A 17,770-nucleotide genomic window follows, 5' to 3' on the forward strand; every position below is an offset into this window, starting at 1 on the left:
GCCAGCTTCCACATTTCAATGGTGTAGATCCAATCCAATGTGGGAGCTGGCTTGCCTGCGATGAGGCCCTCAACCTCTCCCCAAAGCTCAGGGCTCCAAGCCAATCCCCCGCAGAATCACACTGGTCACCGTCTGCACCGCCCGCTCGAACTGCATATCCGACAGCGCCTGATGGTCGTTGAGGATCATCACCTGGTGATCGAAGTCGGCATAGTGCTGGGTCGAGGCCCAGATCATATACAGCAGGCTCGACGGCTCCACCGCGAGGATGCGCTTGTCTTCCACCCATTGGCGGATCTTCGCTTCCTTCATCTTGGCCCAATCGTAGAGGCTCGCATCCAGCGCTTCGCCGAGGGTCGGCGCGCCGTGGATGATTTCATTGGCCCAGACTTTCGAACCATAGGGGCGGCTGCGCGAGTGCTGCATCTTCGCCCGGATGTAGCTGCTGAGCACCACCCGTGGATCATCGAACATTTCGAAGCACAGCGCGTCCTGCTTCCACACTTCCAGCAGGTCGAACAACACCGCGCTGTACAACTCGCTCTTGGTGCTGAAGTAGTAATGCAGGTTGGAGCGCGGCAGTTGCGCCTGTTCGGCAATGTCGGCCATGGCGGTGCTGCCATAGCCTTTTTCGGCGAAGACCTTTTCAGCGGCCAGCAGAATCTTTTCGACGTTGACCCGACGGATACCGATCTTGTGATTGCCCATAGGGGCTCCCTGACAACGACATGCCTGGAAGACTACCATCCGCTCTAGATCGGGGCGACAGCCTGAGTGGAAACTTCGTACACTGCCCGCTCCTCCCCTTGATAGGTAGTGCACGATGTTGATCAAGAACACGTTGATGGCGGTTGCCTTGCTGACCTCTCTGCTGGGCGCCCAGGCGGCCTTGGCCCACGCCCACCTGAAAAGCACCACGCCGGCGGCCGACAGCACCGTCACGGCCCCCGCCGACCTGCGCCTGGTGTTTTCCGAAGGCGTCGAAGCCACGTTCACCAAGGTGTCCCTGAGCAGGGACGGCACCGAAGTGGCGGTCAAGGGCCTGGAAACCCCGGACAAAGACAAGAAAACCCTGGTGGTGACCCCGGCCGCCCCGTTGGCTGCCGGCACCTACAAGGTCGAGTGGCACGCCATCTCGGTCGATACCCACAAGAGCGCAGGCAGCTACAGCTTCAAGGTCGGCCAATAACCCATGGCAACCCTGCTGGTGCTGTGCCGTTTCCTGCACTTTATGGCGGTGCTGCTGATGTTCGGGGCCAGTGTGTTCCGGCCCTTGCTCCTGGGCACCAAGCCCCAGCCGGCAGTGGACCGGCAACTGGCGCGCCTCACCGGGCCACTGGCCTGGCTGGCCCTGGGCAGCGGCGTGGCGTGGCTGCTGTTGATCAGTGCCAGCATGGCCGGCAGCGACTTGCTGGCGCTGGACCTTGCAACGGTGCAATTGGTGCTGGGCAAGACTTTTTTCGGCCAGGTCTGGAGCGTGCACCTGCTGTTGAATGGCCTGTTGGTGCTGAGCCTGCTGACACGTTGCAACCGCGCGCGCCTGCCCCTGACGACGCTGCTCCTGGCAACCCTGGCCCCCGTGGGCCATGGCGCCATGCTCAGTGGCCTTAGCGGCCAATTGCTGATCCTCAACCAGGCGGTGCACCTGCTCTGCGTCGGTGCGTGGCTCGGTGGGTTGCTGTTGTTGGTCCTGCTCCTGCGCCAAACGCAGCACACGCCCCTGGAAGAGATTCTGCAGCGCTTCAGTGGCGTCGGTTACGGGCTGGTGGCGGGTTTGCTGGTCACCGGGCTGATCAATATCCGCGTGCTCACCGGGCAATTCTGGCCTACCCCGCTGTTCAGCGGGTTTGCCTTGATCCTGTTGATCAAGGCGCTGCTGGTGGCGGGCATGCTCGGCCTGGCAGTGCTGAACCGGCTACGGACCCAGGATTGCCAGCAGCGACGTGGCCAATTGCAGGCCAGCGTGTTGCTGGAATGGCTGTTGGGCGCGGCGGCGGTGGCGGCCGTTTCCCTATTGGGCACCCTGCCACCGATGCTGTAGGAGCATCATCCAGTTCAAGGCGGACTGTTCTTCAAGCGCCCCGCCGTGTCGATACTCACCACCACCGACAGCCCCGGTCGCAGGCGTTCGCTTTGCTCCTGATCGGGGTCCACCGTGATCCGCACCGGCACGCGCTGGGCGATCTTGACGAAGTTGCCGGTGGCGTTATCGGCCTGCAACAGGCTGAACTCAGACCCCGTCGCCGGCGAAATACGCTGCACCGTGCCATGAAACTTGCGGTGGTCCAGGGCATCCACGGTAAACGTTACCGGCTGGCCCACCTGCACGTTGTCCATCTGGGTTTCTTTCATATTGGCGATCACCCACAACTGGTTCGGCACCAGTGCCATCAGCTGCGCGCCGGAGTTGACGTAGGCCCCCAGACGTACACCAATCTGCCCCAGTTGACCGTCCCGGGGGGCCAGGACGCGGGTGTTCGACAGGTCGATCCGCGCCAGCTCCACCGCCGCATCGGCACTGGCCACCGCCGCTTCCAGGGAGCCGCGATTGACGATTACCGTCTGCAGGTCCTGGCGGGCGATTTCCAGGCTGGCCTGGGCCTGGGCCACAGCGGCGATGGTTTGCGCGTTGGCGGCGCGGGTCACGTCCAGTTCGCGGCGCGACACCGAGCCGTCGCTGATCAGCTCTTCGTTGCGACGCAGGTCCGCAGTACTTTTACGCGCCTGGGCCTGACTGTCGGCCAGGGCGGCCTGGCGCAGCTTGATGGTCGCCTCGGCACTGTTGCGCTGTTGCACCACGTTGGCCAGGGCGGCCTGCTGCACCGCCAGTTGCGCCTGGGCCTGGTCCAGGCGTTGCTTGTAGATGCGGTCGTCGAGGCGTACCAGCAAATCCCCGGCCTTGACGTGCTGGAAGTCCTGCACCGGCACCTCGAACACATAACCGCCCAATTGTGGGCTGATGATCGTCACCTGGCCGCGTACCAGAGCGTTTTCGGTGGTTTCCACGGCGCTGCTGAACGGCGGCAATTGCCAGGCGTACAGCACAATCAACACGCCAACGATGGCAATCGCGGCAAAGCCCAGGGACGAGACGATGCGCACGCCCAGGGAGCGCGGCTCGGTGGCCGTCGCACCCGGTGGCGTGCTGCCCTCCGGGGTGGCGGCAATGGCATTGGTGGTCGTGGTGGTAGCCGTAGGTTCGCTCATGAAGGAAGTGCGCCGCTAGGTTGAACGGAAGGCGCTGCACTGGCGGCAGCTTTCTTGGTGGTGCTCATCAGCCACAGGCTGCGGGTAAAGATCCACAACATGGTGAGGATCGCGATGATCGCGATCAGCATAAACACGTCGTTATAAGCCATGACATTGGCCTCGCGGGTGGCCGCCGTGGCCAGGCTGCGGATGCCCATCAGGTTGCGCAGTTCCGGGTCGGCAATCACCGAGCCGTAGGCCGAGCCGCCGCTTTGTACACGGGCCGCGACCCGCGGATCCAGCAGGGTCAGGTGTTCGACAATCATGCTCGAATGGAATTTCTCCCGCACCACCTGGAAGGTGCCGAGCAACGCCGCGCCCATCAGCCCGCCGAGGTTCTGGCAGATCCCGAACAACACCGAGAAACTCACGAGGTTGCGCGGGTTGGCCAGCACATTGCGCATGCCCAGCACCATGGTCGGGCCGAGGAAGAAGGTACCGCCAAACCCCAGCAGAAACTGGCTCAGGTACATGTTCTGCGGCCGCGTCAGGTTGCTGGAGAAGCTGTCCATCACCGAGCCCGTGGCCATCAGCGCCAGGGAAATCACCAGGGGCATCAGCAAGTGTGCCGGGTTGATGGTCAACGCGCTGATCACCAGGCCACTGATCGCCCCCAACAGCATCACCAGGTACAGGGTGCGCATCTGCTCGCTGCTCATATTCAGCGCCTGCAAAAAGCCCACGGCGCCGGTGGATTGCTCCGACAGCACCATGCGGATCAGGATTACCGCCAGGGCCAGGCGAATCATCACCCCGCCGCCCAGCCAGCGGGTCATCAGCAGCGGGTTGGCACGGTTATGTTCGATGGCCAGCCCGGCCATGATCAGCACCAGGGAACAGGCCGAGGCCACGCCGATCCACGGGGCTTCCAGCCACCAGTCGATGCGCCCCAGGGACAGTACCGCGCAGAGCAATGCCACGCCCGAGGCGAGCAAAGCAAAGGTCAGGAAGTCGAGCTTTTCAAAGGTCTTGAAGCGATCGCCCGGCGGCAACTTGAGCAGGAACACACAGCCCAGGCAAGTCAGCGCCATGCCCAGCTCAAACAGATACAGGCCGCGCCACTCGGCAATCTGCAGCAAGTCTTCGGAAAACAGCCGCGCCATCGGCAACGCCAGTTGCGCGGTACCCAGGCCCAGCACCAGAGCCTTGAGCCGCCACTTCGCCGGGAACGCCTGGACCATGTAGTACAACCCCAGGGAACTGAGGGCCGCGCCCACCATGCCGTGGGCGGCACGCACGGCGATTGCCGAACTGAGGTCATTGACGAACAGATGGCCAAAGGTGACCAGGGCGTAGAGCACCAGGAACACCTCGGTAAACGCGCGCAAGCCGAACTGCTGGCGGAACTTCACCAGCAGCAGGTTCATGGACACGTTGGTCATCACATAGGCGGCGGGTAGCCAGGCCATTTCGGCGGTGGTCGCGCCCAATGCCCCTTGCAGATACGGCAGATTGGCGATCACCAGCGCATTGCCCAGGCCGCCGGTGATTGCCACCAGCACCCCAACCAGGGCAAAAGCCCAGCGTTTGAGCGTGGGGTGATGGGGCGTCGACGGCGACCCCGGCAAGCTCGGACGCTCGTGGGGTTGCCAGGTGTGCGGGGTGTATTTATCCATTCGTGACCTTGATGACCGACGCACGAGGCCGGTAAAACCCTGACTCAGAGCTTAGTAGACCTGAGCGGGGTTCATCTTGTCATCTTTGTGGGAGCTGGCCTGCTCCCACATTTGATTTGTGATGTGGCGCAAATATGTGCCCAGCCGACCCCCCCCCTGTGAGAGTCAGCTCCCACAGGAGGTTTTAGATCCAGCCCAGCCAGCTCCAGTAGGTGGCGGCAAACACCAGCATCAGCAGATAGCCAATCACCGTGACCAGCAAGCCCACCTTGGCAAACTGCCGCGCGGTGAAGGTGCCGGTGCCCAGGCACACCATGTTCTGCGGGGCGTTGATCGGCAGGATAAAACCGTAGCTGACCACAAACCCGAGCAACATGGTCATGCCCAGCCGGCTGAAGTCTCCCGGCAGGGTTTGCAGTACGGCAATCAGGATCGGCAACAACGCCGAGGTCAGCGCGGTGGCGCTGGCAAAACCCAGGTGAATCACAATCAGGAATGCGCCGAGGATCGCAAACACCCCCAGCGGCCCCAGTTGATCCAGGCCGGTATGCCCCACCACCTGCGCGCCCAGCCATTGCCCGGCCTGGGTGGTGAGCAACGCGGTACCCAGGCTGATGCCCACACCGAACACAATCACCGTGCCCCAGGGGATACGCGACTGCACGTCCTTCCAGGTCATCACGCCGATCCCCGGCAGCAGCAGGAACACCAGGCCGGCGTAGGTGGTGGAGGTGGTATCGAAGCTGTGCAGGCGCCCTTCCGTGGCCCAGGCCAGCAGCAGCAATACCGAAACGGTCAGCAAGCGCTTCTGCGGCCCGGTCATCGGGCCGATCTCCACCAGGGACTGCGCCACCGCTTCCTTGCCACCGGGAATGCTATTGCTTTCCGGGGGCAGCAACTTGAGCACCAGAAACAGCAGTACCGCCGACATGATCAGCGCCCACGGCGCCCCGGCGATCAACCAGTCGATCCACGACACGCGCTGGCCGAGCATCTTGTCCATAAAACCGACCGTCAGCAGGTTCTGCGCGGCGGCGGTCTGGATCCCGACGTTCCAGATACTGGTGCCCTGGGCGACGACGATCATGATTCCGGCGGCGATATTCGAGCGTTTGTCCACGCCAAACGCGGCAATCACCCCCATCATGATCGGCACCACGCAGGCGCTGCGGGCGGTGGCGCTGGGCACCACCAGGCTGAGCAGGATGGTCACCGCAATCGCGCCCACCAGGATCCCGCGAGTGCTGGTGCCGACCCGAGTCAGAGTCACCAGGGCGATACGCCGGTCGAGGCCGGTGTGGGTCATGGCGGCGGCGATAAACAACGCACCGGCCACCAGGGCCAGGGCCGGATTGGCAAACCCGGTGAGCGCCATGCTGATAGCGGGGCTGGAACCGATCAGGTGCGTCGGGTCCTGCAAGGACGGTGCAGTGCCCAACAGAAAGGCCATCAACGAGGTGATCATGATCGCACTGGCTTCGTAGGACACCGCTTCGGTGATCCACACCACCACGGCAAACGCGAGGATCGCCAGCATCCGCTGGCCGGCCACCGGCAAATCGGCGGGCAGCGGCAACAGCAGCACGCCGACCATCACCAGTACGGCAATCACCAGGCCCATGGGCAACTTGAATGATGCAGCGGTTGTTGCGGGGCCGTTCATGGGGTTCTCCGTCAGCCTTCAAATCAGGCCGACAGCATGAGGCAAAGCACCGCACGCCGTGTTGACGGGTATCAACGTGCCAGGCCAACACGTGAGCCCAGCCCCCTCCTATCGGCCAGCCGGCCGCAGCAGAGCATCGACCTGCTCAGCCACGCTTAGCAAAAGGCTGTCGTTTCTAAATCCTCCGATTACTTGCAGCCCTACCGGCAGCTCTGCGGCCTTGCGCACAAGAGGAATATTCACTTGCGGCAATCCAAATGCCATCCAGAACTTGATGAAATCCGACGGCCCAGTGGCGCCAAGGCCCAACGGGGCGACGATGCCGCAGCTCGCCCCCAGGACGGCGTCAAACGGGCTGAATATCTCCTCCAGCACCGGCGCCAACTGTGCCAGACGCCTCTTCGCCGCTGACTCTTGCTCCCAACTGGTCCGCTCGGCGCGGGCGAACATATCGAGGATTTCCATGCTCATCTTGTCCGGGTGCCGATTGAACTCAGCGGCCAATGAGCGGGCACCCTCACAATCGTTTATCAGCAGATGGTCATCAAACACCCTGGCAAACGCCTCGGGCAACACCACCTCGCTCACTCGGTGCCCTGCCGCACGCAGCGTATCCATAGCGGCCTCCAGTGCCGGGGCCACGTCCTTGTCCACCTGATCCCAGCGCGCCGTACGGCAAAAACCCAACGACCGTAGCGGGCTTTCCGCGGGGCGCGCCGGGAACCCCGGGATCAGGACTTGCGCAATCAGGCTCAAGTCACGCACCGAACGCCCAAACCAGCCGGCCGTGTCGAAACTCGGCGCCAGTGGCTTGACCCCCTCAAGCGAGACCAACCCATAGCTGGGTTTGAAGGCGTGCACCCCACAGTAAGCGGCAGGTTTGATCAATGATCCGGCCGTCTGCGTACCCAGGGCGATGGGAAAGAATCCAGCCGCCAGCCCCGCCGCCGAGCCCGCACTCGAACTCCCAGGCGTGCGTCGGGGGTCCTGGGGATTGCGCGTCGGCCCGGTGTGCATATAGGCGAATTCGGTGGTATGGGTCTTGCCCATAATCAGCGCCCCCGCCTGGCGCAGCAGCGAGACAACCTGTGCGTCACGGGACGGGCGGTTGTCCTCATAGATCGGCGAGTAAAAACCGGTGGGATGATCCACGGTGTCGTAGTTATCTTTGACCCCCACCGGAATACCTGCCAACAGACCTCGCGCACGCGTCCCGGTCAATTGCCTCGCTTGAGCACGTACCGCGTCGGGGTCGAACGAAACAAAGGCCTGTACTGTCGACTCCTGGGCCTCGGCACACCCAAGGAAGTGTGCGGCGACTGTCTCTTCGCTCACCTCACCCGCACAGACCCGCTGTGCCAGGGCGGAGGCATCCAAATGATCAAAACGGTACATGGCATTCCTCTGTTACAGGCCTGTCTGCCCAAGGGCTCAATGCAAAAGCTGCGGGTTGTCGAAGAAGTCATTGGGCGCCGAGGTCGGCTCGTCGAACAGCATGATTTTCCGCTTCATGCACAGGGCACGGGTAATCGCCACGCGCTGTTGCTGACAGCCCGACAATTGCCCGGCACCTTGTGGGCCTGCTCCGGGATGCGCACGCGCTCCAGGTTCCGTCGCAGCCATTGAGCAACTTGACGAGTTCACGTCCTACCGTTGGCTGGCGCGCCCAAAAGACTTAAATCAACTTAACGTCGTTTGCGTAACATGCGTTAAACAGCGAACGCCGATTGCAAATCACAGAAGCCTTTTATCTCGATGGGATTACCGGCCGGATCCAGGAAGAACAGGGTTGCCTGCTCGCCCGGTCCGCCGGCAAAGCGCAGATAAGGGGCGAGGACAAACTTCACCCCGCCCGCGATCAAACGGTCCTTTAACACCAGCCAGTCCGGCATCTCCAGCAACACCCCCAGATGAGGCATCGGTACCAGATGGTCGCCGACCCTGCCGGTATCAGTGACGGCAAAGGGCTCACCCAGATGCAGGGATAATTGATGCCCGAAGAAATTCACGTCCATCCATGTATCCGTGCTGCGCCCCTGTGCGCAACCCAGCAAGTCACAGTAGAACTGACGTGAAACTTCCAAATCGCGAACATGGTAGGCCAGATGAAAAATCGACTGCATGGAGCGCTCCTTAAATCACCATCTATTTAAATGACAGTGGAATAAGGCAAAGTTTGTGCTGCTTTTACAGAAACACACAGCATGTAATTTTTATTCAGAGCGAAAGAATTTTTAACGATAGCCCCGTACAAGAGCAGGGAGTATTGCCCTACCCCAGTAACTGGCTCAACACCGCCCTCAACTTACCTGGCTTGACCGGTTTGTTCAGCAACGGTGCTTCCAGGCGGCGCAGGGCGCGGCGGCACTGGTCGGTGCGGTCCGCCGTGATAATCACGGCGGGAATGTTCTGGGCGAAATGCTCGCGCAACTGCTTGACCACCGCACACCCCACCACCCCATGGTCGAGGTGATAGTCAGCCAGGATCAGCTCCGGCGCCCGGCCCTGCAACGCCAGCAAGGCACCGGCCTGGTCGGTGGCGGTCACCACCTCGCAGCCCCACTGCCCGAGCAGCGCGCGCATGCTTTCAAGGATGCTCAGCTCGTTATCGATCACCAGCAGGCGGCGCCCGGGCAACGGATTACCAGTGCTCGGCTGTGTCGGCAACTGACTGATGGCCAGGGGTACCTCGGCACTCAACGGCACCTCGATGCTGAACATCGAGCCGCGCCCCGGCCATGAGCGTACTGCCACCGGGTAACCCAGAATCAGCGCGATACGCTCGACAATCGCCAGGCCCAACCCAACGCCCTTGCGATCCGCGGCGCGGCCGACATCGAGTTGGTTGAACTCCAGAAAGATCGAGCTCAACCGGTCCGCCGCAATTCCGCGCCCGGTGTCCCAGACCTCCAGGCGCAGGCGATCACCGCGCCGCCGCGCGCCCAACAGGATGCAACCTTCATCGGTGTAGCGGCAGGCATTGCTGAGGAAGTTGCGCAAAATACGCGTCATCAGGCGCAAGTCCGTGCGGATCGCGTAGCCGGCAGTGCGCGCCCGCAGCTTGAGGCCCGCCGCCTGGGCCACCGAATGGAACTCCGACACCAGCGGCGCAAACAGCTCATCCAGGCGGTACAGCGCCACGTCCGGCTTGACCGCCGCCTGGTCCAGGCGCGAGATATCCAGCAAGTCGGTCAGCAGGTCCTCGGCCCCTTCCAGGGCCTGATGGGTGCGCTCCACCAGCACTTTCTCGACACTGGGCAGGTTGCGTTCACGCAGGGTAGAGATCAGCAGCCGCGCCGCGTTGAGCGGTTGCAGCAGGTCATGGCTGGCAGCGGCCAGGTACTTGTCCTTGCTGCGATTGGCGGCCTGGGCGGCGTCACGGGCGTCGCGCAGGTCTTGTTCAGTCTGTTCGCGCCGGGCGATCTGCTGTTGCAGGTTGTGGTTGGCTTCGAGCAGCTCATCGGTGCGCGCCGCCACCCGTTGTTCCAGCTCATCGTTGAGGCGGATATAGCGTTTGCGCTCGGCTTCCAGTTCATCCAGCCGCGCCGTCAGCTCCGGGTAGTGGCTCTTGCGCGCCGAGTGATCGCCCAGCCCCAGCAGCCCGGCCAGAGCCCGCTGCTGGTCGTCAGAGAGCTTCGCCATAGACGACCTCGACGTCACGCTGGCTCGACTCACGCGGGTTGGTCAGGATGCACGGGTCGTGCATGGCGTGTTGCGACAAAAACGGAATATCTGCCACCCGCACCCCGTGCAGGCCGAGGGTTTCATGGAAGCCGATGGCGTGCTTGAGGGCAATCAGGTGCTCCACCAGCCGCCCGCAGATCTGCCGGTGGTTGAGGCCCCGGCAGTCGATGCCGAAGGTCTCGGCAATCACCTTGAACCGTTCCGGCGCCGAGTTGTAGTTGAACGCCACCACATGCTCCACCAGCACCGCGTTGCACAGGCCATGGGGCAAGTCGAGAAAGCCGCCCAGGCTGTGGGACATGGCATGCACCGCGCCGAGGATCGCATTGGAAAACGCCAGGCCGGCCTGCATGCTGCCGAGCATGATTTTCTCGCGCAGGGCGATATCGCCGGGGTTGGCGATCATCTGCACCAGGTTGCCATTGATCAGGCGCATGGCTTCCAGCGCATGGGGGTCGGTCAGTGGGCCGTGGCCGGTGGACACAAAGGCTTCGATGGCATGCACCAGCGCGTCGATCCCGGTACAGGCCGAGAGGAACGGGTCCATGCTGGCGGTGGTTTCCGGGTCGATCAGCGACACATCCGGCACCACTGCCTTACTGACGATGGAAAACTTCATGCGTTCCTGCTGATTGGAAATGATCACGAACTGCGACACGTCGGCCGAGGTGCCGGCGGTGGTCGGGATCAGGATCAGCGGCGGGCTGGGCACGCGGATGGTGTCCACCCCTTCGAACTCAAGAATGCTGCGCCCATGGGCGACCACAATACCGATGGCCTTGCCGCAATCCATCGGGCTGCCGCCGCCGACGGCGACGATCACATCGCAATGGTTCTCGCGGTAGACCTCGGCGCCCTGCATCACTTCTTCGACACGCGGGTTGGGTGACACCGCGGTGTACAGGCAGTACTCGATCCCCAGGGACTGCAGGCTGGCCTCGACATCCGCGACCCAACCGGCAGCGACCACACCCGGGTCGCTGACCACCAGGACCTTGCGCGCACCGAAAGTCTTGGCGTAATTGCCGACACTGTGCCGGGAACCGGCGCCGAAGATGATTTCTGGGGAGACGAATTTACGCAATTGGCTGAGGCTATGGCTCATTGGAAAGCCTGTTTTTATTGTTTTGGAAGATACGGGCCACACTAACGCATCCGCTGGCGAATGCAATCAGACCAATGGGCTAGCCCTTATCCCTGCAGGAGCCGGCAGGCCGGCTCCTGGGATGGTTTCAGCGGTTGGCGAAATACATGGTCACTTCAAAGCCGATACGCAGGTCGGTGTAGGCGGGTTTGGTCCACATGGGAGCGTTCCTCTTGTTATACCGGGAGAGTCCGGTACAGGCATTAATACATGGGTGGGCTGGCGGGCGAATGCTACTTTCGAACGAACCGGTCGCAGTCGTTAGTCTCGGATGTACATGGATCAAACTGTGGGAGTTGGCTTGCCTGCGATGGCCATGGGTAGCTACACATCACTTCGGTCTGTGTACATATCCATTGCTGCGGTAACGGCGGCTATTGGTTCCGCTCTTACAGCGGGTCACTTTTGGAAAAGAGCGGTACGTGTCAAGGTACCTGTCGCCTTAGTACTGCTGCGGCTAACCCATTGCGCCCTTAACTTCAGGGCGTTCTGGGTTCAAATACACCGCATCTGCCAACTTCCAGTTGCGTGTCCTGGTACTCCAGCGGCTCGGATTAGCTTCTCTGGCATCTTCATATAGCGCCACTCGGGCTTGTAATAGAGCTGTCGCCTTGCCTTCGTGGCGCTCGTTCGGCGTCACGTATTTCAAGGCGCTGTGACGATGATCTTCGTTGTACCACTCGATAAATTTTTGTACCCAAAGTCTTGCTTCTGTGAGGGTATCAAACGGCTGGTCCGGCCAGAGTGGGCAGTACTTTGCGGTACGAAAAAGTGCTTCGGCGTATGCATTGTCGTTGCTCACGCGCGGTCGGCTAAATGACGGCTCTACGCCTAGCGAAACCATGCTTTCACGCAGCAAAGAGCCTCTCATAACGTGACCATTATCCGAGTGCAGCACCAATGGACGACCGGCCGTGTGTTCGCGTAAGCAGCCCTTTTCGAGCAGTTCGCACGCATGCTCAGCGCACTCCACCTCATGCACCTCATTGGCGACCAATTTACGGCTGTAGATGTCCTTGACCATGTACCAGTAGAAAAAACGGCCCTTGACGGTGCTGGGTAACCAGGTGATATCCCAGCACCACACTTGATTGGGGCCGTCAGCACAATGCGTTGTCAGCGCCCTGCGTTTCGGAGCTTTGGCACGACCACGGCGCACGTTTTGATTAGCCGCTTTTAACACGCGATAAAACGTCGACTCCGAAGCCAGATAGATACCCTCATCCGCCAGCTTAGGAACGATTTGGTGCGGTGTGAGGCTGGCGTAGCCAGCCTGACTGGCCGCATCAAGCACCGCTTGGCGCTCCGCTTCGCTGAGTTTGTTTGACGGCGCTGCCCGCTGAGCCAGCAGGCGCTTGTCGCAGGCGGCGTATCGCCAACGTTGAACCGTGCGCAGGCTCAGTCCCAGCTCGTTGCACGCCCGATATCGACGAGCCCCACCGAGCACCGCCTCGGCAATCAACTGCATGGCTTGCGTACGATCAGAGGCGCTGATCAGTCTTCCTTGTCCTTGCCCCAGATCGCATTGGCTTTTTTTCTGAGTTCCAGCAAAGCCTCCGCCTCAGCACGTCCAGCATCGGATTGGATCAACTGACGTTCCAGCTCTTTGATTCGTCGTTGTTCGGCAGTTTTCTCTGCGCTGGGCTTCAGGTCAGCCAGGGTATTGGCGTTTTGACAGGCTTCGCGCCACTGCTGGATTTGCTCCGGATAAACGCCCTTGATTCGGCAGTATTGGGAGATTTCCACCTCGCTCAACGGAGCGGTTTCCATGACAGCATTGAATTTATCGGCGCTGGACCATTGATCACTGGTTTTGCCGTTTCCCGGCACGATCAAACCTTTATCTCTAGCCATTTGTCTCCAGTTACGCAGTGACTGTGGCGTGAGGTTGAGCGCAACGGCAAGGTCTGCCACTGAGCGATTGAGGGGCGGCATCATTTGCAGAACGGCCCAGTCTTTGAATTCGTCGTCATAACGCTTGGACATTGCTACACACCTTCGCCCTCTTGAATAATTGAGTCAATCAACAAGCGCGACAGGTAGCCTGACACGGAGGGAGAGCCCCAAAAGTAACCAAAAGGGCTCTTGCCCCACCACTCGGTGCCTCGCCTAGGCTCGGCATGCCCGCAGTCAGGCATTGCTCCGTGGGCCCGCCGCGATCGGCCATCCATGGCCGTGTCGCGGCTAACCCGGCATCCATGCCGGGGTGCCCACTGCGCAATACCTGCCTGCGGCCAGCGTGGTTTAACGGGGCGCCTAAGATCAAAAGCCAGATCAAAAGCAGAGCAACAGCAACAGCAAAGCCGGGGTGCGAAGCTGCATTCCCCTGTGGGAGCTGGCTTGCCTGCGATGGCGGCGGGTCGGCCAGTACATTTATCGACTGATACACCACCATCGCAGCGATGCGGCGATCCGACAAGCCAGCTCCCACACTTGATTGCATTTCAAGCAGGGCGGCTGATGTCTACCCATCAAAGGGTGGAAGCTGGCAGTTCAATCAGGCGATCAGAAGAACCCCAGCGGGTTGATGTCGTAGCTCACCAGCAGGTTCTTGGTCTGCTGGTAATGATCGAGCATCATCTTGTGGTTCTCACGCCCTACCCCGGACTTTTTGTAGCCACCAAACGCAGCATGCGCCGGGTACAGGTGATAGCAGTTGGTCCACACACGCCCGGCCTTGATCGCCCGGCCCATGCGGTAGGCGCGGTTGATATCGCGGGTCCACAGCCCGGCACCCAGGCCGAATTCGCTGTCGTTGGCAATCGCCAGGGCTTCGGCTTCGTCCTTGAAGGTGGTCACGCCCACCACCGGGCCGAAGATTTCTTCCTGGAACACGCGCATTTTGTTGTGGCCCTTGAGCAGAGTCGGCTGGATGTAATAGCCGCTGGACAGGTCTCCCGCCAGGTGTTCGGCGGCGCCACCGGCCAGCAGTTCGGCGCCCTCTTCCTGGGCGATGGTCAGGTACGAGAGGATCTTGTCGTACTGCTGCTCGGACGCCTGGGCGCCGACCATGGTCTCGGTGTCCAGCGGGTTGCCGCGCTTGATCTTGACGATCTTCTTCATGACCTCGGCCATGAACGGCTCGTAGATCGACTCCTGCACCAGCGCCCGCGACGGGCAGGTGCACACTTCGCCCTGGTTGAAGAACGCCAGCACCAGGCCCTCGGCGGCTTTCTCGATGAAGGCCGGCTCCGCCTGCATGATGTCTTCAAAGAAGATATTCGGCGACTTGCCGCCCAGTTCGACGGTGGACGGAATAATGTTCTCGGCCGCCGCGTGCATGATGTGCGCGCCCACCGGGGTGGAGCCGGTGAAAGCGATCTTGGCGATGCGCTTGCTGGTGGCCAGGGCCTCACCGGCTTCGCGGCCAAAACCCTGGACGATGTTCAACACGCCGGCCGGCAAAAGGTCGGCGATCAGTTCGGCAAACACCATGATCGACAGCGGCGTCTGCTCGGCCGGCTTGAGCACGATGCAGTTGCCGGCGGCCAGGGCCGGGGCGAGTTTCCAGGCGGCCATCAGCAACGGAAAGTTCCACGGGATGATCTGCCCGACCACGCCCAGGGGCTCATGGAAATGATAGGCCGCGGTCAGTTCGTTGATCTCGGCGGCGCCGCCTTCCTGGGCGCGGATGCAGCCGGCGAAGTAACGGAAGTGGTCGGCGGCCAATGGCACGTCGGCATTCAGGGTCTCGCGCACGGCCTTGCCATTGTCCCAGGTCTCGGTCACGGCCAACACTTCCAGGTGCTGCTCGATGCGGTCGGCAATTTTCAGCAGCACCAGGGCGCGGTCCTGGGCCGAGGTCTTGCCCCAGGCGTCGGCGGCAGCATGCGCAGCGTCCAGGGCCTTGTCGATATCGGCGGCGCTGGAGCGCGGGAATTCGGCAATCACCTCGCCAGTCACTGGCGAGGTGTTGGTGAAGTATTCACCGTTGACCGGGGCCACAAACTCGCCACCGATAAAGTTACCGTAGCGCGGCTTGAAGGTGACGATGGCGCCGGGGGTGCCAGGTTGTGCGTAGATCATGATGAGGCCTCTTTCGGGGGATGTTGTTATTGATCTATCCGTTGCATCTGAGCGCGTTCATAGCGGGGATACAGGTGGCTGACACTGCGGATCAGTTCGTAGCGGCTCAGGCTGATGGCCGCAAAACGTTCGGGAATGGGGCTGCGGATCATCTCGCCCATGGCACTGCCGTTGGCAGCACCGGTGGCCATGAGTTGGTCGAGCCAGCCCAGGTAATCACGCATTTGTGCGAAGGGTTGGGCATCGCTGGCCACCGGGCCATGGCCGGGCACAATCAGCTTCCAGGGCAGGCCTTGCAGGGTGGCGATATCCGCCAGCCATACCGCCAGGCCCGGGGTGTTGGGGGTGGTCAGGGCGCGCTGGTAAAACACCAGGTCGCCGGCAAACAGCACGCCGGTGGTTTCGTCGAAAATCGCCAGGTCGGCGCCGGTATGGCCGCTCAGGCTCAACAATCGCAAAGCGTGGCCGCCGACGGTCTGCACTCCGGGGCTCAACGTCTGGCTGGGCAGCAGCACTTCGGTGCCGCGCATCCAGTCGCCGACCATGCGGTACATGTTTTCCGCCATGCCATCGCCCTGTTCGCGCAGCAGCGTGGTGGTGCCTGCCAGCGCAGCGATCGGCACATCCTTGAACGCCTGGTTGCCCAGCACATGGTCGGGGTGATGATGGGTCAACAAGACCTGGATCACCGGCTTGTCGGTGACCGTGGCAATCGCCTGGCGCAATGCTTCGCCGTAACGCCGGGACGGCCCGGTGTCGATCACCACCACCCCGGCCTGGGTCACGATAAACCCGGTATTGACGATGTTGCCGCCGTTGGCCCTGGCGAAATTATCCGTGCTGCCTTCCAGCAGCCAGGTGTCGGCGGCGATCTGCCGGGGCTTGAGGGCGTAGTCGAGGTCGGCCAGCGCGGGCAGGCCCAGGCCAAGTAACAGCAGTAATAGCCACTTCATGGGATGGCCCCGGCGAATTCACTACCGCTGGTATCGCGCAACAGCAGGCGCACCGGCCCGGCGCCTTGCAGGTCAAACGCCAGGTCGGGGTTCTCGCTGACCGCCGCGAACAGCTCCAGGCGCGCCAACACCCGGTCCTGGGCGTCGCGCAGTTCGGCGTGGTTGATGTAGAACTCAGGGATGCCGCTGACCATGCCATTGTCCATCGGGTGTGCTATCTGCAGGCGCAGCCGGCTGAAATCCTCGCGGGGGTAACGACCGCCCAACACTTCCCCCAGGTGTTCTTCCCAGCCCGGCTGGCTGCGCACCACGCTGGGCGCGGTACAGCCGCCGCCGGCGGCGTCGATCAGGGTCGACCCCACATGCCAAAGGCCATCCTTGGTCAACACGGCGGCGCGCAACGGCGTGGCCTGCTCGATCCGGACGCGGATCGCCAGCCACGGCAACACGCCCTCGCCCGGCTGGAAGTCGACGATTTTCGGCAGTGGATTGAGTTCGGCCCAGGCGATGATTTTCACCACCTCGCCCTTGAAGGCGCGGGCGTCGATTTCCAGGGGCACCTGCCGCGCATCTTCGGCAAATGGCGGCGCCAGCAGCTTGACCCGTTCATCAAAGACAAACGGCGCATTGCCGAGGAACTGCTGGTGGAAATAGCTCCACATCACCGATGGCACCGGGTCTTTGCCGGGGTCCATCCCGTAGGCGGCCACTGGCAACCAGCAAGCCAACAGCCAACGTGCGCGCCAGCCCATGGCTTACTCCTCGACGTGCACGCTATCAAGATAAGTGCGTACCGCCCACAAGGCTTCCTGGCTCAAGTAGTCGGCCATTTTCGGCATGTACACCCGACCATCGCGCACGGCGCCATGGCGCACCCGTTCGACGAACCATTCGTCCCCGGCATCGCCCTCATCGAGCATGCGCAGGTCGGGGGCGATCCCGCCGGACTTGGCTTCCAGACCGTGGCACGCGGCGCAGTTCTGGTTATAGGCCGAGGCCCCCACTTCGACGGCCTTGGCGTGTTCCGGCGACTGGCGATACGGGTTCACCGCCGCCCAGCCATCGGCATCCAGCGGTACGCCGGCGTCCTTGATCGGGGTCAGGCCTTGGGTTTCCACGGCAGTTGGCGTCACGTTGCCGTGAGCCCAGACGGAGCCTGCACCGATCACCCCGGCCAACAGGCCGGCAACCAGCAAGGCGTTGCGTTTTGTTGTCATTATTGTCCCCTCAGGATTGCACGCAAAACCTCTCTACAGAGGCTATGGCAACCATCATAGGAACGCCTCGCCAGGGCCCGTATGCTGCTTTGGTGGCCGGGCTCTACTCCCTTCGTAGTAAGGCTTGCGGGCCCCTGCTAAATCAGATGCGGTTCGGGAAATTGTCCCGGCCACACCGGGATATTTTCCGTATCCGCGGGCACCGTCCAGCCAGCAAC

Annotated in this window: 16 protein-coding genes and 1 pseudogene; 2 read left to right on the forward strand and 15 right to left on the reverse strand. The window is 62.0% G+C overall.

Annotated features, from left to right (window positions below; genetic code table 11):
- Window positions 1–87 precede the first annotated feature (87 nt).
- Window positions 88–708 carry a TetR/AcrR family transcriptional regulator gene (locus HU773_RS16890; protein ID WP_029298440.1) on the reverse strand — a complete coding sequence of 207 codons (621 nt, stop codon included), beginning with the start codon at window positions 706–708 and terminating at the stop codon, window positions 88–90.
- Between the two features lie 115 nt (window positions 709–823).
- Here HU773_RS16890 and copC point away from each other — a divergent pair, with 115 nt between their 5' ends.
- Together copC and copD are read left to right on the forward strand one after the other, a co-directional pair.
- Window positions 824–1,189 carry a copper homeostasis periplasmic binding protein CopC gene (gene copC, locus HU773_RS16895; RefSeq protein WP_186625818.1) on the forward strand — a complete coding sequence of 122 codons (366 nt, stop codon included), beginning with the start codon at window positions 824–826 and terminating at the stop codon, window positions 1,187–1,189.
- Window positions 1,190–1,192: 3 nt separating this feature from the next.
- A complete protein-coding gene (gene copD, locus HU773_RS16900) occupies window positions 1,193–2,041 on the forward strand; it encodes a copper homeostasis membrane protein CopD (protein WP_169990357.1) in 849 nt (282 codons plus the stop codon).
- Between the two features lie 14 nt (window positions 2,042–2,055).
- On the opposite strand, the gene HU773_RS16905 is transcribed toward copD, so the two are convergent.
- The 14 genes and pseudogenes from HU773_RS16905 to pedF form a co-directional block, all read right to left on the reverse strand.
- Complete coding sequence (locus HU773_RS16905) at window positions 2,056–3,207, reverse strand: HlyD family secretion protein (protein WP_115128515.1); 1,152 nt, start codon at window positions 3,205–3,207, stop codon at window positions 2,056–2,058.
- On the reverse strand, window positions 3,204–4,865 hold the full coding sequence (locus tag HU773_RS16910; RefSeq protein ID WP_115128516.1) for an MFS transporter: 1,662 nt from the start codon (window positions 4,863–4,865) through the stop codon (window positions 3,204–3,206). The genes HU773_RS16905 and HU773_RS16910 overlap by 4 nt, the downstream gene beginning before the upstream one ends.
- A 184-nt stretch (window positions 4,866–5,049) precedes the next feature.
- Window positions 5,050–6,528 (reverse strand): DASS family sodium-coupled anion symporter, encoded by a 1,479-nt coding sequence (locus HU773_RS16915; RefSeq protein WP_057439399.1) that lies wholly within the window; start codon window positions 6,526–6,528, stop codon window positions 5,050–5,052.
- A gap of 108 nt (window positions 6,529–6,636) precedes the next feature.
- Window positions 6,637–7,923, reverse strand: a complete 1,287-nt coding sequence (locus HU773_RS16920) for an amidase (RefSeq protein WP_186625819.1) — start codon at window positions 7,921–7,923, stop codon at window positions 6,637–6,639.
- A gap of 75 nt (window positions 7,924–7,998) precedes the next feature.
- A pseudogene (locus tag HU773_RS16925) lies at window positions 7,999–8,091 on the reverse strand (ATP-binding cassette domain-containing protein); the annotation flags it as partial.
- A 146-nt stretch (window positions 8,092–8,237) separates the two neighbouring features.
- Window positions 8,238–8,651 carry a VOC family protein gene (locus tag HU773_RS16930; RefSeq protein ID WP_057439400.1) on the reverse strand — a complete coding sequence of 138 codons (414 nt, stop codon included), beginning with the start codon at window positions 8,649–8,651 and terminating at the stop codon, window positions 8,238–8,240.
- Window positions 8,652–8,799: 148 nt separating this feature from the next.
- The gene (locus HU773_RS16935) at window positions 8,800–10,170 is read right to left on the reverse strand and encodes an ATP-binding response regulator (RefSeq protein ID WP_057960070.1); all 1,371 of its coding nucleotides are present in this window, start codon (window positions 10,168–10,170) and stop codon (window positions 8,800–8,802) included.
- Window positions 10,154–11,317: an alcohol dehydrogenase-like regulatory protein ErcA gene (gene ercA, locus HU773_RS16940; protein WP_186625820.1), complete on the reverse strand. Its 1,164-nt coding sequence runs from the start codon at window positions 11,315–11,317 to the stop codon at window positions 10,154–10,156. Before ercA ends, HU773_RS16935 begins: the two co-directional genes overlap by 17 nt.
- Window positions 11,318–11,444: 127 nt before the next feature.
- Window positions 11,445–11,516 carry a pyrroloquinoline quinone precursor peptide PqqA gene (gene pqqA / locus HU773_RS16945; RefSeq protein ID WP_003243383.1) on the reverse strand — a complete coding sequence of 24 codons (72 nt, stop codon included), beginning with the start codon at window positions 11,514–11,516 and terminating at the stop codon, window positions 11,445–11,447.
- A gap of 297 nt (window positions 11,517–11,813) precedes the next feature.
- Window positions 11,814–13,342, reverse strand: a protein-coding gene (locus HU773_RS16950) for an IS3 family transposase (RefSeq protein WP_425608171.1) whose coding sequence is annotated in 2 segments (ribosomal slippage) — window positions 11,814–12,877 and window positions 12,877–13,342 — 1,530 coding nt in all. Because the reading frame shifts where the segments join, the coding sequence is not laid out codon by codon here.
- A 519-nt stretch (window positions 13,343–13,861) separates the two neighbouring features.
- Entirely contained in the window at window positions 13,862–15,382 is a 1,521-nt protein-coding gene (gene exaC, locus HU773_RS16955) for an acetaldehyde dehydrogenase ExaC (protein WP_057439402.1), read from the reverse strand.
- Window positions 15,383–15,408: 26 nt separating this feature from the next.
- Window positions 15,409–16,335: a quinoprotein relay system zinc metallohydrolase 1 gene (locus tag HU773_RS16960; protein WP_169990361.1), complete on the reverse strand. Its 927-nt coding sequence runs from the start codon at window positions 16,333–16,335 to the stop codon at window positions 15,409–15,411.
- Window positions 16,332–17,087 (reverse strand): quinoprotein dehydrogenase-associated SoxYZ-like carrier, encoded by a 756-nt coding sequence (locus tag HU773_RS16965; protein ID WP_128593382.1) that lies wholly within the window; start codon window positions 17,085–17,087, stop codon window positions 16,332–16,334. Before HU773_RS16965 ends, HU773_RS16960 begins: the two co-directional genes overlap by 4 nt.
- A gap of 3 nt (window positions 17,088–17,090) precedes the next feature.
- The gene (gene pedF / locus HU773_RS16970; RefSeq protein WP_057439405.1) at window positions 17,091–17,552 is read right to left on the reverse strand and encodes a cytochrome c-550 PedF; all 462 of its coding nucleotides are present in this window, start codon (window positions 17,550–17,552) and stop codon (window positions 17,091–17,093) included.
- Window positions 17,553–17,770: the final 218 nt, after the last annotated feature.

This window comes from Pseudomonas shahriarae (genome assembly GCF_014268455.2).
Classification (GTDB): Bacteria; Pseudomonadota; Gammaproteobacteria; order Pseudomonadales; family Pseudomonadaceae; genus Aquipseudomonas; species Aquipseudomonas shahriarae.